Origin of the sequence: Microbacterium sp. E-13 (assembly GCF_049912955.1) — a bacterium.
Taxonomy (GTDB): domain Bacteria; phylum Actinomycetota; class Actinomycetes; order Actinomycetales; family Microbacteriaceae; genus Microbacterium.
Map to the genome: position 1 here is coordinate 1,518,064 of NZ_CP183973.1, position 17,607 is coordinate 1,535,670.

The 17,607-nt window shown below is 69.9% G+C and carries 8 protein-coding genes; 4 read left to right on the forward strand and 4 right to left on the reverse strand.

Translation table 11 applies throughout. The annotated features are described in order from the left end of the window. Window positions 1–57 precede the first annotated feature (57 nt). Window positions 58–2,064 (forward strand): ATP-dependent helicase, encoded by a 2,007-nt coding sequence (locus tag ACN9MP_RS06860; RefSeq protein ID WP_426324907.1) that lies wholly within the window; start codon window positions 58–60, stop codon window positions 2,062–2,064. A gap of 111 nt (window positions 2,065–2,175) precedes the next feature. On the opposite strand, the gene ACN9MP_RS06865 is transcribed toward ACN9MP_RS06860, so the two are convergent. Further along, window positions 2,176–4,635, reverse strand: coding sequence for a LuxR C-terminal-related transcriptional regulator (locus tag ACN9MP_RS06865; protein WP_426324909.1), 2,460 nt, complete (start codon window positions 4,633–4,635; stop codon window positions 2,176–2,178). Between the two features lie 125 nt (window positions 4,636–4,760). On the opposite strand from ACN9MP_RS06865, the gene ACN9MP_RS06870 reads away from it, so the two are divergent. The 3 genes from ACN9MP_RS06870 (at window position 4,761) to ACN9MP_RS06880 (ending at window position 8,818) form a co-directional block, all read left to right on the forward strand. Beyond that, window positions 4,761–6,605: a phosphoenolpyruvate carboxykinase (GTP) gene (locus ACN9MP_RS06870; protein WP_426324911.1), complete on the forward strand. Its 1,845-nt coding sequence runs from the start codon at window positions 4,761–4,763 to the stop codon at window positions 6,603–6,605. Window positions 6,606–6,785: 180 nt separating this feature from the next. Beyond that, complete coding sequence (locus ACN9MP_RS06875; RefSeq protein ID WP_426324913.1) at window positions 6,786–8,180, forward strand: sensor histidine kinase; 1,395 nt, start codon at window positions 6,786–6,788, stop codon at window positions 8,178–8,180. Next, window positions 8,174–8,818, forward strand: coding sequence for a response regulator (locus tag ACN9MP_RS06880; RefSeq protein ID WP_426324915.1), 645 nt, complete (start codon window positions 8,174–8,176; stop codon window positions 8,816–8,818). Before ACN9MP_RS06875 ends, ACN9MP_RS06880 begins: the two co-directional genes overlap by 7 nt. On the opposite strand, the gene ACN9MP_RS06885 is transcribed toward ACN9MP_RS06880, so the two are convergent. The 3 genes from ACN9MP_RS06885 to ACN9MP_RS06895 all read right to left on the reverse strand — a co-directional run bounded on the left by ACN9MP_RS06885 (window position 8,796) and on the right by ACN9MP_RS06895 (window position 17,577). Continuing rightward, window positions 8,796–9,113, reverse strand: coding sequence for a DUF6907 domain-containing protein (locus ACN9MP_RS06885; protein ID WP_426324917.1), 318 nt, complete (start codon window positions 9,111–9,113; stop codon window positions 8,796–8,798). The genes ACN9MP_RS06880 and ACN9MP_RS06885 overlap by 23 nt on opposite strands. A 140-nt stretch (window positions 9,114–9,253) precedes the next feature. Then, window positions 9,254–13,948, reverse strand: coding sequence for an OmpL47-type beta-barrel domain-containing protein (locus ACN9MP_RS06890; RefSeq protein WP_426324919.1), 4,695 nt, complete (start codon window positions 13,946–13,948; stop codon window positions 9,254–9,256). A 173-nt stretch (window positions 13,949–14,121) separates the two neighbouring features. Then, window positions 14,122–17,577: a hypothetical protein gene (locus ACN9MP_RS06895; RefSeq protein WP_426324921.1), complete on the reverse strand. Its 3,456-nt coding sequence runs from the start codon at window positions 17,575–17,577 to the stop codon at window positions 14,122–14,124. Window positions 17,578–17,607: the final 30 nt, after the last annotated feature.

Sequence of the window (17,607 nt, forward strand, 5' to 3'; positions counted from 1 at the left end):
CCTCCCCGAAGCCGCGCGTGATGGCTGATGTCAGAGGGTCTGGCTACCGTCACCCTCGTGGCAGTATCTGATGCACTTGCCGGGCTGGACCCGGCGCAGCTCCAGGCGGTCGAGCACGGCGAGGGGCCGCTGGTGGTCGCCGCGGGGGCTGGCACGGGAAAGACGCGAGTGCTCACGGCGCGGGTGGCGAGGCTCCTGGAGGCGGGGGTGGCGCCGGAACGGATGCTGCTGCTGACGTTCACCCGGCGCGCGGCGTCCGCGATGCTCTCGCGGGCGGCGGTGATGTGCGGCGACGCGCAGGCTGCGCAGCGCATCGCCGGCGGCACGTTCCACGCCGTCGCGCACCGCATCGTCGCCGAGCACGCCCAGCATCTGGGACTGGAGGATGTGACGATCCTCGATCCCGACGACGTCATCGACCTCATCGACCTGCTGCGCGCGGAGCACGGGCTGGACGGCACCGAGGTGCGGCTGCCCACGACGCGCACCATCGCTGACATCGCCTCGCGCGCGATCAACACCGCGACCCCGGCCCGGGCCGTCATCGAGGAGCAGTTTCCGTGGGCGCTGGAGCAATCCGACCAGATCGCCGGCCTGTTGCGCCACTACCGCGAACGCAAGCGCGAGCGCGGCCTGCTGGACCTGGATGATCTGCTCATCGCCTTGCGGGCGCTGGTGACTGATCCCGATGTGGGAGCGCGGCTGCGGGCGCGCTGGGATTGGGTGCTGGTCGACGAGTACCAGGACGTCAATCAGTTGCAGGTCGACATCGTGCGCGGCATCCGTCCCGACGGCCGCGGGCTCACGGTCGTCGGCGACGACGCGCAGGCGATCTATGCGTTCCGCGGCGCGAGCGCCGGGCACCTGCTCGACCTCGTCGACGCCTACCCCGATGCCACGCTCGTGCGCCTGGAACGCAATTTCCGGTCCACCCAGCCCATCCTCGACCTCGCGAACGAGGTGCGGCCGGGCGACCTGCGGCTGCGGCTGGTCGCGGACCGTGCGAACCAGGGGACCCGGCCGGCGCTGGTCAGCTGCCGCAACGCCGACGACGAGGCCCGCACGATCGCCGACCGCATCCTCGCCGCGCACGTCGACGGCACACCGCTGCGTTCGCAGGCCGTGCTGATGCGGACCGGATCCCACAGCGCGCAGCTCGAGGTGGAGCTCAAGGTGCGCGGCATCCCCTTCCACAAGTTCGGCGGGATCGGCTACCTCGAGACCTCGCACGTGCGCGACCTGCTGGCCGGCTTCAGGGTGGTGCTCAACCCGGCAGACGAGGTGTCGTGGTACCGGCTGCTCACGCGGCACCGCGCGATCGGCAAAGCGAGTGCGCGCGCACTGGCCGGGATCCTCGCGGACGGGGGCACAGGTCGCGCGGCCGACGCGGTCGCGGCCGCCCCGGCCAAGGCGCGCACCGGGCTCGCGTCCACCCTCTCGTTGCTCGGCGCCGTCGACTTCACCACCGCCGTGCCGGAGCTGGTCGAGGCGTGCCGAGGCGCGGTGGATCCGCTGCTGCGCGCGCACTACCCGGACTGGCAGCGCCGGGTGACCGAAGTCGACTCCATCGCGCAGGCGGCCGCCCAGCAGGGCGATCTGCGCACCTTCGTGAGCGAGCAGGCGATCGACCCGGTGAACGTCGCCGGCGACTGGGCGAAGCAGCCACACCTCGACGAGGACTGGCTGACCGTGTCCACGATCCACTCCGCGAAGGGCCTGGAATGGGACGCGGTGCACCTGATGCGCGCCAACGACGGCGCGATGCCCTCCGATATGGCACTCACCTCGTCCGCCGGCCTCGCCGAAGAGGAACGGCTCTTCTACGTCGCGCTCACCCGCGCACGCGACACCCTCGACGTGTACGTTCCCGCGCAGCTGCCCACCCACCCGACCGCGTTCCTCGCCAAGCACGTCGCCGCCAAACCCAGCAGGTTCCTCACCGAACCCGCACGCACGCTCATGGATCCGGTCAGCACCATCGCCGCCACCCCCGAGCACGCGATCACGCGAGCCGCCGCGGCGCCGCGCGTGCGCACCGACGCGTTCGACGAACTCTTCGCCTGACCGTCATCCGCTCACCCTCTGGGGGAGGCGATGTCCTGGCGACTCCGCCCCCGCGGCACGACGCCGGTCACGATCGCCGCCGCGCGAGCCTTCGAATCGGGCAGCCGCCCGTCACGTCAGCGGACCGGCAGCCCGCTCTCCCGCGCCGGGAACGGGAAGCAGACCCGACCGTACGGCCGCGGTCACCGCCTCCGTGCGGCCGCGCACGCCGAGCTTGCGGTAGATCGACACCGTGTGGTGCATGACGCTCTTCGGAGTGATCCACAGCGTTCCGGCGATCTCCTTGTTGCGGAGCCCGTCCGCCATGAGCACCAGCACCTGTTCCTCCCGCGGCGTGAGCACCCCGCGATCTGCCTCTCTGCGCTGTGAGGTCGGCCTCGGCGCGGCATCGGCGACGCCTCTCAGATAGCTCACGAGCTCGCCGAGCGTCTCGTCGCGGCTGAGCAGCAGGCCGCGAGCGACCTGCGCATCGAACACCGCCCCGCCGAGCGATGCTCGCAGCGTGTCGATTCCGTCGCGATATTGCGCGGAATGCCGGGGCGAGATGATCGCCATGAGGGGCTCGGCGTGCGCCGCGACCGCACCGTGGAGCGACGCCGCCTCTGCATGATCCCCGCGGAGCCGGCCGACATGAACGCCGAGCATCACCGAGATCGTCAAGCCGTTCAGCAGATCGCCTCCCCCCAGTCGCTCCTGCCTGGTCAAGACCCAGGCGGCCGCTCGGCGCGGGTCGTCGCGGTCGATCGCCTCCTGCGCCAGGGTCGCGAGGGTGTGCATCTCATTCGCGAGATCGCCCTGGGCCCGGAAGATCTCGAGCACCGCTTCGAGCGGCGGCAGCTCGGCGCGGTTCTCGACGTGCTCCGGCGGCATCGCGTGCAGGGCGAGCGAGCCGATCGCGATTCCCGGCCGGTCGCCCGCGCGGATGGCACGGTTCAGTCCCGCAGCAGCGAGGCGGGCTGCCTCCGCATAGTCGCGGTGCACGGCGCTCATCGCGCCCAGCATGATCTCGAACCGACCCAGCCACCGGGTATGCCCGATCTCAGTGGCCTGACGGACTCCCTCGCGGCACGACTCCCACGCGGCGCCGATCGCTCCGATGCCGACGTCGGCGATGTACTGGCTCCGCAGAGCGCGCAGCAGCGGAAGCGGCTCGGAGAGCCTGTGGGCCAGTCGCATCCCCTCCTCGAGCTGCTCGGCGATGAACGCGGATCGGTCGGCGCCGAGGGAGGACCAGCCGGCAAGCTGCGCCAGCCACAGCAGGGCATCCCGCCGGGCTGCAACATCGCCGGTCGGCGAGGTGTACGTGAGGTTTTCGAGCAGCTCCACGACGGCGCCGTCGCGGCGCTGATCGGCCGCCCACCCGAGATCGGCCACGAGCCGGAGCGCGGCATCCGCATCCGCCTCGACGAGATCGCGAGCAGCCGCGACCGCCTCGCGGTAGTCCTCGCCGAGGATCTCGCGTGCCAGGTCGTCGTCGGCGTCGTCGAACGCGACAGCGGATCGGCGGGCGATGTCGGAGTAGTGAGCCGCCCGGCGAGCACGTGCGTCAGACAGCGCCCCCGATGGCGTCAGCCGTTCCGATGCGAACCCGCGCACGAGGTTGCTCAGCCGGTATCTCGCCTGCCCTGCGCTCTCGTCCAGTTCGACGAGGCACTCGTCGAGGAGCTCGCCGAGCGCGTCGTAGCACGACGAGAGACGGCCGGCGCTCACGGCCTCGATCGCCTCGAGCGTGAAGGAGCCCGAGAACACGCTCAGCAGATCGAGGAGCTGCTGAGCCTCCGCCGACGCGGCGCGCTGACTGTCGGTGAGGTTCGCCTTGACGCCCGTGACCGCGCCCGACGCGTCGGGCGCCGTCAGGATGGCGAGCGCTCGCTCGGGAGCTTCGAGGACGTCGGCGAGGTGAGCCAGGGGAACGAACGGCAACCGCCTGGCTGCCAGCTCGATCGCCAAGGGGTTCCCGTCGACCGCCGAGCAGATGCGGTCGATCGATGCGGTGGTCTCCGGGTCGCTCCCCAGCGTGATGGCCGCCGACTCGGCCGTCCGCCGAAACAGTTCGTGCCCGGCGGCCCTGTCGAGCGGCCCCAGTTGCACCAGAGCCGTGCCGGTGCCGCGCACGTGCGGCAGCGACTCGACCAGAAGCACGAGCGCGCTGTTGCGCGCGGTGAGGTCGGTCAGGTCGTAGCCGGTTCGGACGAGCACGTCGGCATGGTCGAGGAGAAGCAGCATCCGCTGGCGCTCCCACGGGGCGCCGTCTCGGCGAAGCGGTACGGGCAGCCGTGAGGCGTGATGTCGCAGACGGCTGAGGGCGCTGGACGCCGTGTCGCCGGTGAGGTCGAGACGCTGGACATCGTGGAACGAGGATGCTGCGCGCCCGAGTGCCGCGCGGATCAGCGCGGACTTGCCGATGCCGCGCGGACCCGACACATTCGCGACGGCTGCTCCACCGGGCTGGAGCAGCCGCAGGAGTGCCTGCAGTTCCGCAGCGCGGCCGAGGAGGGTTGCGGTCGTCTCCGTGCGGCTCGGACCCGCCTCGGGGAGACCGTCGTCTTCCAGCCAGGGCTCGACGATCATCGGGCACCCCAGCGACACCCCAGCCCCATGGGCCCATGGTAGGAGTCCCGGTCCGCCCGTGGGAAGACGGGCGGCAGGCATGACCTGGTCTGGTGCGTCGACCGGCTGCACGGCATGCTCGCATCATGAGCACACCGGAGTGGATTCAGCACCGCGGGCTTATCGAGTGGGTGGAGAGGATGGCCGAGCTCTGCACCCCGACGGACATCCATTGGTGCGACGGCTCCGATCGCGAGTACGACGAGCTGTGCGCGCAACTCGTCCAGGCGGGGACCTTCACCGCGTTGAATGCGGAGAAACGGCCGCGCAGCTACCTCGCACGCAGCGATCCCAGCGATGTCGCCCGAGTGGAGGAGCGCACCTTCATCTGCGCGCGCAGCGAGGAGGACGCGGGCCCGACGAACAACTGGATGGACCCGCGCGTGATGATGCGCATCCTCCGCCGGCTCTTCGCGGGATCCATGGCAGGGCGGACGATGTACGTCGTGCCCTTCAGCATGGGGCCGCTCGGGTCACCCATCGCCCAGCTGGGGGTTCAGATCACCGATTCGCCCTACGCGGTCGTGAGCATGAAGATCATGACGCGCATGGGACGCGCAGCCGCGGAGGCGCTGGGTGAGGACGGCCAGTTCGTGCCGTGCATGCACAGCGTGGGTGCACCGCTCGCAGAGGGTGAACAGGACGTCGCGTGGCCGTGCAACCCGACGGAGAAGTACATCGTGCACTTCCCCGAGACGCTCGAGATCTGGTCGTACGGTTCGGGGTACGGGGGCAACGCCCTGCTGGGCAAGAAGTGCCTCGCGCTGAGGATCGCGTCCACGATGGCGCGCGACGAAGGATGGCTCGCCGAGCACATGCTCATCCTCGGGGTGACCGACCCCGACGGAGAGAAGACGTATGTGGCAGCGGCGTTCCCCAGCGCCTGCGGCAAGACGAACTTCGCCATGCTCGTGCCGCCGCCGGCGTTCGCCGCGCAGGGGTGGAAGGTGACGACCGTCGGCGACGACATCGCGTGGATCAAGCCGGGCGAGAACGGCCAGCTGATGGCCATCAACCCGGAGGCCGGGTACTTCGGAGTCGCGCCCGGCACGTCCTACGCGACGAACCCGAATGCGATGGAGTCGATCCGCTCCGACACGATCTTCACCAACGTCGCCCTCACCGATGACGGCGACGTGTGGTGGGAGGGGATGGACGGGCCACCGCCCGCTCACGCCATCGACTGGGAGGGCAACGACTGGACGCCCGGCTCGGGCACGAAGGCGGCGCATCCGAACTCGCGGTTCACGTCGCCCGCCAGGTTGAACCCCGCGCTGGACGAGTCATGGGACGACCCGCAGGGCGTGCCGATCCGCGCCTTCATCTTCGGCGGCCGGCGGGCGGGCACGATCCCGCTGGTCGTGCAGAGCTTCAACTGGGCGTTCGGGGTCTACATGGCGGCGACGATGGGCTCGGAGACCACCGCCGCAGCCTTCGGGGCGCAGGGCGTCGTGCGGCGCGACCCGTTCGCGATGCTCCCGTTCTCGGGCTACCACATGGGCGACTACATCAACCATTGGCTCGCGCTGGGCCGGAAGGTGCGGAACCCTCCCCGCATCTTCGAGGTGAACTGGTTCCGGCGCGGCGAGGACGGGCGGTTCCTGTGGCCCGGGTTCGGCGAGAACATGCGCATTCTGCAATGGATCGTCGCCCGCTCGCAGGGACGGGCGCTCGCCATCGAGAGCCCGCTCGGCTGGATGCCGCGCTACGAGGACCTGACGTGGGACGGGCTCGATTTCTCGGATGAGGACTTCTTCGCCTGCATGGCGATCAACCGCCGCGACTGGACCTCCGAGCTGCTGGACGTGGAGGAGCTCTTCATGAAGCTCTACACCCGCCTGCCGAAGGAGATGGAGATGATCCGGTCCCTGACGACGAGCGCCCTCTGGCGCTCGCCGAAACAGTGGGAGATGAACGCCGACCCCACCTGATGGCAGCGGAGACCTTCGGAAGATCCTGAGTCAAGCCCTGGGTATTCGACCTCTCGCCGGGTCTAGGATCGGCCCCGGGAGCGGCTCGCGCGGGGGAGTCGCTGGGGAAACATCCGAGGTGTACTTCATGGGGGAAGCAGACCACCGGTGTTCGGCGTCGCCGCGAGAGGCGACCGCGACATGACGAACGCCAAGCTCACGGCCGCGGGGTGGGCGGCCGGAGTCGCAGTGACGGCCATGGTCCTGTGGAGTCCGCTCGTCGCCTCCGGCTACCGCAACCCTTCGCTCCATCTGGTTCTCGATACCGTCGATGCGTGCGTGGCGCTGCTCGTCGCGTACCTGGTCTATGGAAGATTCCGCCGCGCCGGGCGGCTGCAGGACCTCCTGCTGTGCGTCGGGCTCGTTCTGCTCGCGACGGGCGGCCTGGGCCTGAGCTACATCGCGGGGGCTGTGGGCGGTGCGGCGTCGGACGGATTCGAAGTCTGGCTGCCGTTCGCGGTCCGCGTCTTCGGCGGGTTCCTGATCGCGGCCGCGGCGCTCGTCGGCGATGTCTCGGCGCGACAGCTCGTGCCGCATCGGCCGGCTGCTGCCGTGTTCGGCGCCGCCGCTTTCGCCGTCGCGCTGGGCGGCGTGCTCCTGTGGTCGTTCGGCGCCGAACTGCCGCTCGCGCTCGACCCGGGTTACGTTCCGACCACCGATTCGACCTTGATCGGTGCGCATCCGCTGCTCGTCGCGGGGCAGGTCGTCACCGCGGCATCCTTCTTCGTGGCGTCGCTCGCCTTCACCGCACAGGCGACGGAGCGCGATGACGAGCTGCTGCGATGGCTCGGACCCGCGTGCGCCGTCGGCGGGTTCGCCCGGCTCAACTACGCGCTGTTCCCGTCGCTGTACACCGATTGGCTCTACACGGGCGACCTCCTCCGCACCGCCTGCTATCTGCTGCTGCTGATCGGTGCGACGCGCGAGATGAAGTCGTACTGGAGCGCGCAGGCCCGGGCCGCGGTGCTCGACGACCGGCGACGCCTGGCGCGCGAGCTTCACGACGGCGTGGTGCAAGAGCTGGGCTATATCCGCGCCGAGAGCTACGCGCTGCCGGCCGGGTCGCCCAACACAGCGCGCATCATCGCCGCCTGCGACAGGGGACTCGACGAGGCGCGCTCCGCCGTGCACGCGCTGGGCCATGCGGAGGATGAGGAGCCGTTCGGATTCACTCTGCACCGCGCGGTGCGGGAGATCGCCGAGCGATACCGCGTCAACCTCGAGGTCGACCTCGACGATTCCCTCACCGCTGACGCCGACCAGAGGCATGCGCTCCTGCGCATCGCCCGCGAAGCCGTATCGAACGCGGTGCGCCACGGCAAGGCAGAACGGATCTCCGTGCGGCTCACCCGCGTCGAGGGCGAGAGCCGCCTGACGGTGGAAGACGACGGAGCGGGTTTCGACGTCGACGCGACGATCGCTGCGGGCTCAGGCTACGGATTGACCAGCATGAGGGATCGCGCCCGGGGGCTTCCGGGAGCGCTGACGGTGCAGTCGCATCCGGGCAGGGGGAGCGTGGTGACGGTCGCATGGTAGGTGAACGCACGATCACGGTGGTGCTGGCGGACGACCACGCGAGGGTGCGCGCGCAGGTGCGCGAGGCGCTCGAAGCCGGCGGGTGCGTCGTCGCCGCCGAAGGAGCGAGCGCGGAACAGGCGATCGAGCTCGCGGTCGCGCACACTCCCGAGGTGGTGCTCCTCGACATCCACATGCCGGGAAACGGCATCCATGCCGCCCAGCAGATCAGGCAGAGAGTGCCGGACGCCGCGATCGTGATGCTGACGCAGTCGGCGGATGACGACGACCTCTTCGATTCTCTGCGTGCGGGTGCGACGGGCTATCTGCTGAAGAGCGCCGATCCGGCGTCGCTGCCGGACGCCCTCCGCGGCGTGCTGGCGGGGGAGGCCGCCATGCCGCCGTCTCTGGTGACCCGCATCCTGAACGAGTTCCGCCGGCCCACGCGTCGCCCGTTCGCGCGCTCATCCGCTGCATCGAAGCTCAGTCCGCGCGAGAAGGAGGTCATGGAACTGCTCGCCCAGGGACTGTCGACGGAGGAGGCAGGGAAGCAGCTCTTCCTCTCGCCGACCACGATCCGCGTGCACGTGTCGACCGTGCTGCGCAAGCTTCAGGTGAAGGACCGCGCGAGCGCCTTCAAGCTGCTGAGCGAGGAGTGACGCTCGCAGCCGTGGCGGTGAGCTCGATGAGCCTCTCGCCCAGCTGCTCGGCGTCGGCGAGCGAGTACTCCCGCGAACCGACGAGCACGTAGGGGCCGTCCGCTTCGTGCGTACGGGGATCCACCGACATGCACAGCCGCGCGGTGACGTCATCCGAGACGACCAGAGGCTCGCTCACGTGGAGCCAGTCGTCCTCGCCCTCCGACACACCGTGGAGAGTCCGGCACCATGCCGGGCACGTGCGCTCGCCGACCGAGTCGGCGGGTCCGTCGACGTCCCGCGGGCCCCCTGTCATGCGGTCCTCCTTGTCGGTGGTGATGAGCCGCCGGGCGGGGTTCCTCTCCCCAGGTGAGGAACCCCGACCGGGGCTCCTCACCCTCAGATGAGGAGCCCCGGTCGATGCTCCTCATCCCCAGGAGGAGCACCGCGGCGAGGTCAGCGCAAGCCGATGTTCACGTAGTACACCTGACCGTCGTCGAGTTTGACGCCGATGCGCCAGTAGTTGCCGCCGGCGTTGCCCGACTTCCAGTTGTAGATGTACTGCTGGGCCGCGGCGTCGTAGCGGAACGTGCTGCCGCTGTCGCTCACGCCCGTGTAGACGCTCTCGTCCACCGGAGCCGACGTCGCGCTGCCCTTGACGGGCGTGATCCAGACCGGTGCGGTGAGGGCCTGCACGACGGCGCCGCTCGCGTTCTTGAGCTGGAACTTCACGGGCACGGTGCTGCCGGCCTTGAAGATGCTCGTCGCGACGCCGATCTGGTGCGCCGTGTCGTTGATCGGCTGCAGGAACCCGTCGAACCGGTAGGTCACCTTGTAGACGCCGGTCACCGTCGTCGTGTTGCCCGCGTTGTCGGTGGCGACCGCCGTGTAGGCGAAGGTGCCCACTCCGTTCGCCGTGCCGCCGGTGACCGTCACTACGCAGGACTTGACGCCCGAGAAGCTGTCGGTCGCCGTGCAGGTGGCCGTGGGCACCGATCCGACGGTGTAGCTGGCTCCCGCGACGTTCACGTTCGCTTCCGTGAGAGTGGGCTTCTCCTGGTCGATCCGGATGCCGCCGAGCGTCGCCGCGGCGGTGTTGCCGGCTACGTCCGTCGCGGTGCCGCCGGCGGAGTTCACGCCATTGTCGGTGAGCTTCACGGGGGCGGGGCAGACGGCCACACCCGACAGCGCATCGGTGCACGTGAACGTCACGGTGACGGGGCCGTTGTACCAGCCGCTGGCCGTGAGGTTGCCCGCGGTGATCGCCGCCGTGATGCCCGGCTCGGTCTTGTCGAGCTTGACCGTGACGCTGTCGGTGCCCTCGTTGCCGGCCCGGTCCTTGGCCGTCCCGACGACGTTCTGGCCCGGGGTCTCGGTGGTCACGGCCACCGGAGCGGTGAGCGTGGCGTCGTCGACACCGGATCCGTTGTCGTCGTCCTTCGCCGAGAACGTCACCGTGACGCCGGCTTTGTGCCAGCCGTCCGCGTTGGCCGGCGCGGAGAGCGAATGCTTCACCGACGGCGCGATGTTGTCCCATTTGAGCGACACGGTGTTCGCCGTCTCCTCGTTGCCGGCGTTGTCGACGGCGTAGTACGAGACGGTTCCCGCGCCGGTGCCGTTCAGCGGAACGTGCACCGTGACCGAGGTGCCGGAAGCGACCTGTTCGGCGCCACCGTCCACGCTGTACCGGATCTCCTTGACGCCGGACAGCTCGGACTGGTCGCTCGCGGTCAGGATCACGTCGGCGGTGTCGCCCGTGCACCATTCGTTCACGGCCTTGCAGGTGTTGTTGCTGCTGCTCGTCGGAGCGAGGCCGTCGATGTTGATGCCCCCCACCGTCGTCGTCGCGCTCAGGTTGCCCGCGACGTCTTCTGCCCGGCCGCTGGTGACGCTCTGATCGGGGCCGTTCGCCGAGAGGACCTTCTTGTCGGGGCACGAGGCGACGCCCGACAGTTCGTCGGAGCACGAGAACTCGACCGTGACGGCCGACTTGTACCAGCTGGCCGCGTTGGGTGCCGTCGTCGGATGGCCGGTGACCACCGGAGCCGTCCGGTCGATCTTCACTCCGCTGACGCTGGCGGCGTCGCTGGTGTTGCCGGCCTTGTCGTCGATCGTCACCGGCCCGGCGCCGAGGTCGGCCCCTTCACCCGTGATGATGCTGTCGTCCGGCTGCGAATCAGGGTCGATGCCAGACAGCGCGTCGACGCCGACCCACCTCACGCGCACGTCGTCCTTGTACCAGCCGGCGCCGTTGGCGTCGGGAAGGACGCCGGTGAGCGTCGGCAGGGTCTTGTCGATGTTGACCGGGCCGAACGTCGTCGTCTTCGCGTTGCCCGCGACGTCGACCGCGTCACCCGTGACGGTCTGACCCTTGCCCTCGTTCGCCAAGGTCGTGTCACCGGCACAGCCGGCGACACCGCTCCGCACGCCGGAGTCCTCATCGGCGCACGTGAACGTCACGTCGACGCTCGTCTTGTTCCAGCCGAAGGTGTTGGGCGCAGGGCTGGCGTGACCGGTGATCGTCGGAGCGATGGTGTCCACGTTGATCGCGATCGTCTGCGCCGCCTCGGTGTTGCCCGCCGCGTCGACGCTCCAGAACGAGACCTGGTGGGTGCCCGTCGAGAGATCCTCGGTGAAGGGCTCGCCGTAGGTCTGGGGATCGCCGCCGTCGATCGTGTAGTAGGTCGCGGCGATGCCCGACGTCACGATGCCGTCCACGGCGTCGGAGGCGTCGAACGCGAAGGGGATGCCGCTGGTCACGAACCAGCCGGTGTCCGGTGAGAGGGGGTTGATCACCGTCGTCGTCGGCGCGGTGGTGTCCACCTTGACGACGAGCGGCGCACCCGCGACCTCGACGTTGCCGGCGTCATCCGTGCTCCAGAACGCGATGGTGTGCTCACCGTCCGCTCCGACGGAGAACGCGCCGGTGTAGGACTGCGGGCTGCCCCCGTCGACGGTGTAGCTGGTCGAGGCCACGCCCGACAGCGCATCGCTCGCGGAGAGGGTGACCTCGACGGCGGCGTCGTACCAGCCGTCGGCGCCCGCCGACGGGACCGATGCGGTGGTCGTCGGGGCGACGCGGTCGATCCTGATGCCTGTCACGGTCTTGGTGACGGTGTTGCCGGCCACGTCGAGGCAGCTGGCCGTGGCGGACAGGTTGTCGCCTTCGCCCTCGACGACACTGGGGGCGGGCTGGCCTGCCGGGCCCGACAGCGCGTCGGAGCAGGTCCAGGTCACGGTGACGTCGTCCGTGCTCCAGTCCGTCGAGTACACGGCGGTGAGCTCGGGTGCCGTCTTGTCGACGTTGATGCCCGTCACCCCGGCCGACGCGCCGTTGCCGGCAGCATCCGTCGCCGTTCCCGAGGCGGACTGGTTCGCACCCTCGCCGAGCACGGTCTTCGGCGACACGCTCGCCACACCCGACCGGTCGTCGGTGGCCGAGTAGATGACCTCGACGTCCTTGTTGTACCAGCCCGCGGCGTTCTTCGTGCCGCTCGGGGTGGCGGTGACGATGGGCGCCGTCTTGTCGATGCGGACGGACGCGCTGTCGGACGCCGAGTTGCCGGCGTTGTCGGTCGCGGTGCCGGGAACGGTGTGCTCGCCTTCGGCCGTCACCGTCACCGGCGCGGTGCAGGTGGCGAGGCCCGATCCGCCCTGGTCGTCGCACGTGAAGGTGACCTTCACATCGCCCTTCGTCCACGCGGCATCCGTGTAGCCGCTGGGGTCGAAGAGGTGACTGATCGTGGGTGCGGTCTGGTCGATCCTGACCGTCGCCGTTCGGAACGCTTCGGCGTTGCCTGCGTTGTCGACGCTGCGGAACGTGATGGTGTGCTCGCCCTCGGCGCTGAGGGTGAAGCCCGTACCGGTCTGCACGCCACCGCCGTCGACGGTGTACTCGGTCTTCGCGATGCCCGAGAGGTTGTCGGTCGCCGTCAGCACGATCGGGACGGATCCCTTCACCCAGCTGCCCGAGGCGCCGGTGATGCCGGTGACCGGCGCGGTGCGGTCGATCTTCACGGCCGGGCTGCTCGTCGCCGTCGTCGAGAGCCCGACGCCGTTGGTGACGGTCTGCGTGCTGGTGAGGCCTGTTCCCTCGCCGGCGATGGTGGTGTCGGCGGGCTGGGCGGGGATCCCGGACTCGGGGTCGCTCGCCGTCCAGTGAACGGTCACGTCGCCCGAGTACCAGCCGGCGCCGTTCGGGGCGGTCGTGGGGGCGCCGGTCAGCACCGGCGCCGTCGTGTCGCCCACCGGAGACGTGGAGGACGCTGTGGCGGTGTTGCCCGCGACATCGGTCGCCGTGCCCGTGACGGTCGTGTGCGGTCCGACGGTCTTCGAGTTGGTCGACGTGCCGTCTGCGAGGCAGCTCGCGATGCCCGAGGTGGCGTCGGAGCAGGTGAAGGTGATGGTCGTGGTGCCGTTCGCGTTCGTCGTCTGCGCGGCGGTGATCGTGGGAAGGATCTTGTCCACGCGCACGGTCACGGAGCCCGAGCCGGAGTTGGTCACGCGGTCGGTCGCGGTCGAAGTGACAGAGGAGACGCCGTTGGCAGTGACGGTTTGCGAAGCAGGGGTGGGACCGCTGAACACTCCGGAAGCGGCATCCACCGCGGTCCAGGTGACGGTGGGGTTCGTCTTGTTCCAGCCGGCGGCGTTCGGCGCGGGGGAGACCGCACCCGTCACGACCGGGCCGGTGTTGTCGGCCGTGTACGACGCCTGCGTGGTCACGCTGTTGCCGGTGCAGTTCGGGTTCTTGTCGTTGTCATTGTGGGCGGCGGATGCTGCGACCGTGACCGCCTGTACGCCTTCCGCCGAAGCCGCCGAGGTCGGGAAGACCCACGACGTCCGCGCGTCCGCGGAGGTGAGGATCGCATCGAAGGCCCCGCTGACCTTGACGCACCGGGTGTCGTTGGACGTGGTGACGGTGAGCGTCAGCGACGTCCCGCCCTTCGCATACACCACCCCGCCCACGATCGCCGTCCCGGTGCCGCCGCTGAACACCGCCGAGGTCACGGAGAGCGCGAAGGCGGCCGGTGCGCTGAGCCCTGCGACGAGGAGCGCCATCACGGTCGCGATCACCGCCCAGAACGACCGGCGCTTACGCAGCGGCGGAGCAGCGGCGGAGGTACGAGTCGCGAACGGGCGTGACGAATCCATGACGATTCCTTCGGTGGAGCGCGCCGGCGAGAGCGATGTCGGGTTTTGGCTTCTCCACCAACCTATGAACGGGCTCAGCGCCGGACCAGGCCGCGAGCGTTCAAGTTTCTGAACGCCCGCCGCCGTGGCCGTTCAACTTCCTGAACGCTCGCGACCCATCTCAACCGGTGCGGTCAGGGCTTCGGGGGCTTCGGCGGCTTGGTCGGCTTCACCTTCGTGTCGCTCTTGAGGGTGAACTCGAAGCCGTCGGCGGCGTAGTTGCCCGCGGCATCCGTCACCATCAGCTCGAAGCGGTGCGTTCCCTTCGTCAGGGCGGGAGCCGTCCACGATCCCGACGCCGCACCGGCGCAGTCGACGGGTGCGCCGTCGAGCTTGCACGTGTAGCCGGTGATCGGCGCGTCGGGGCCGAACGGGGTCGTGGTGAACCGGACGGCGTTCTTGCCCTTGTCCCAGGTGAACGAGCCGATCGCCGGCGGGCCGCTCAGCAGCCGGAACGAGACCGTGAACGGGGTGGCATCGGCGTGCTCGTCGCCGGGGATCCGCGCCGTCACCTCGTAACGGCCGGTCTCGAGCCCATCGGGATCGAACTCGGGGAAAGAGATCGCCTTCAGGTGCCCGTCGGCATCGAGCATGCTCGCGACGGGTCCGCAGTGCTCGACGGGGCTGGACGGGAACTCCGTGTACAGGAGGCTGACGCACACGTCGCCGGCGTAGTCGCCCCATTCGTCGCGCCCGCCCATCACGTACGGCACGAGCTGGGGCACCGTGTCGACCGACACTGCCAGCGGATCGATCTCGTTCGCGACGGCCGCGCGGAACCGATCGCCCGACGCCGGCACGAGGTCGATCGTGAGCGGCATCGTCGTACGGGCGCCCGTCACCTGCTGCACGACGACGGGGATGGTGGTCGTTCCCAGATCGTCGAGTCCCGCGGTCACCCGCAGGTCGAGCACCCACTCGGCATTCGCCTGGTCGAAGCCCGTCGACAAGGTCACGGCGCCGTCGAGGAACTGCACGACGGACTTCGGCGTGTCATCGGCGGGATCGACCACGCCGAACGACGTGGGCGTTCCGCCGGTGCCGGGCACGATCCGCGCGAGCTCGTAGTTCGGGTTCGCGGCGACCTGCACCGGGATCTGGACGGAGGAGTGGACGGGGTCGAACACGACCACGCCGGGCTGGTCGGCGCCGGGCGCCTCCCGGGGCGCCGTGAGCTTCGGACGCGCCGGATCGTCGATCGCGAACTTCTGGGTCGTCGCCGTGCCATAGCGGTCGGTGATGGTCACCTGGACGCCCTGGGCGATGTCGTCGTCGGCGGCGAGCGTGTGCGAGAGCTCCGCCTTCAGCTCGGGGAACAGCTCGGTGCGCACGCTCGAGCAGCTCAGCGGGTCGATCGTGTGGCACGTGAGGTCGACGCGCGAGTGCTCGCCCGGTTCACCCGTGACCGATCCGGGCCAGGCGACGTCGACCGTGAAGTCGTCCGACGGCACGGCCGCGGCGAGCTGAGCCGAGACACGGAGCTGCGAGACGCCATCGTCGTGCAGGACGAGCTCCGTGATCTCGGTCTGCGGCGGGACGATGCGGAAGTCGACCGCGCCCCACGCGTCGGCCACGGTGCCATCCGTCGGATCGGTGTCGTGCGCGCGCACCGCGGCGCGGAAGTCGCCGACCTCGGTCGGCTTGAACCGGGTGTCGTAGCTGGCGACCTCAGGCACCGCGTCGATCCATGCGCCGGTCACCGGATCGACGCGCTTCACGGTCCAGGTGTAGGTGAACCCGGTCTCGTGGAGACCGTCGAACGTGCCGTCAGGTGCGACCGGGTTCGGTCGCAGGATCACGGTGCGCCCCGGCGTGAGCGGCCCGACGGCGCTCGGACGCACTCCGCCGACCTTCGGCACCGTCGGCGGCACGAGCGCGACCGAGACGGAGCGCCCCTCGCGGTCGATGTAGTGGATGGTCGTCGTCCGCTGGGCGTCGAGCATGCCGTCGGAGTCCACGCGTGACACGCTGAAACCGCCGTCGGGGGCGGCCGCGCCTTCCGCGGGCGGCACACGACTGGCCGTCGTCTCGCGCCCCGCGTTGTCGGTGTAGCGGAACTCGAGCGCGGGCTTCTCGCCATCGCCGTCGTCGACGATCATCCAGCTCTGACTGAACCGGACGGTGGTGTCGGCGTCGCCGAACGGCACCGTGATGGAGTCCTCGATGCGGGGGGTCGTGCCGTCCATCACCAGGAACCGGAAGTCGCGCTCCGTCGTCTCGTTGGGGGTCCACAGCCCGTCGGCGTCGGAGACGAATGCGCCGTCGATCGTGTTCGACGTCTTGGTCAGCACGAGGTCGAGGATTCTCGCGACCGCTGCGTCGCCGCGGTACGGCGGCTGGTTCGCCGGCGTCATCCCCTCGCGCAGCTCGAGGCCGGCGTAGGCGGGGCGCAGATCGTCGAGGAAGAAGGGATCGGTGGCCTCCTTCGCGTTCTTCAGGCGCTCGGCGAGCTTGATGCCGACCTGCTCGTGCTCGGCCAGCTGGATGGACGCCACGATGGTGACCACGATGGCGACGATCACCACGGCGACGATCGAGGCCGCGGCCCCCGCGGCGGTGCCGGCGATGAGCGTGCCTTCCCACGCCGCATGCGGGAACACGGCCGCGAACAGGCTGCCGAGGGCGCTGGTGGCTGCGGTGGCGCCACCCGCGGCGGAACCGGCGGCGGCGGCCGCCGCCGCGGCGGCTCCTCCCGCGATCGCGGCGCCCGCGAGTGCACCGTACGCCCTCTGCACGTCGGCGATCTCGTCGGCGTAGCCCGACGTGGTGAGCCGGTCGAGGCCGAGGTCGGCCGCGTGCCGGTACATGCCCCAGGCCTGGAACGCGTCGGCGGACGGCTGCGGGGGAGCGAACACGAAGGCGCTCTCGAGCACCGTGTGCCGTCGCGCGCACCACTCGGTGACCTCCTTCGGCAGGGTCACGGGCGTCGTGATGAACGCGGGTGCGGGCGGAGGCGTGTAACCGCACTCGAGCGCCTTGAACGACTCGTGCTCGTCGACGGCGTACTGGGCGATCTTGCGGTCGGTGCCCAGCAGCTGGCGGTTGAGGTAGGCGAGGGTCGTCTGCTCGTTCGCCGTGAGCTCGACGCCGTAGAGCGACCGGTCGAGGATGTCGAGGATCCGCAGCATGATGTACGCGCGGAGCTGGTCCCCGGCGAGGCGCTGCACGCGGCCGTCCGCCGGCAGGTCGTACATGGCTGTGATCACATCGATGCCCTCTTGGATGATCCACCCGAGCGCCTCTGCCGCGCCGCCCTCGTCTCCGAGGGTGTAGCCGGCTACGGAATTGCCGATGTTGATCTGGCCCGCGAACGGGTCGGCGAAAGACTGCGTGCCCAGGCAGACGGAGCCCGAGCCGCCGTCGATGCACTGCGAGCGTACGGTCGACTGCTCGCCGAGGATGTCGAGGGAGCCGGTCGGGCTGACGACCAGCTGCAGCGGCGGGTCGGCGACGATGTCGATCGACAACGACCCGATCGGGTCGTCGGGCGGGTCGGTCGTGTCGGCTGCGGCCGGCGACGTGGCAAGCGGGGCGATGAGCGCCGCAACCGCGATCGCGATGGTGGTCAGGCGGGCGGTTCGCAGCTTCATCGCAGCTCTCCTCTGAACGCAGAACGCTCG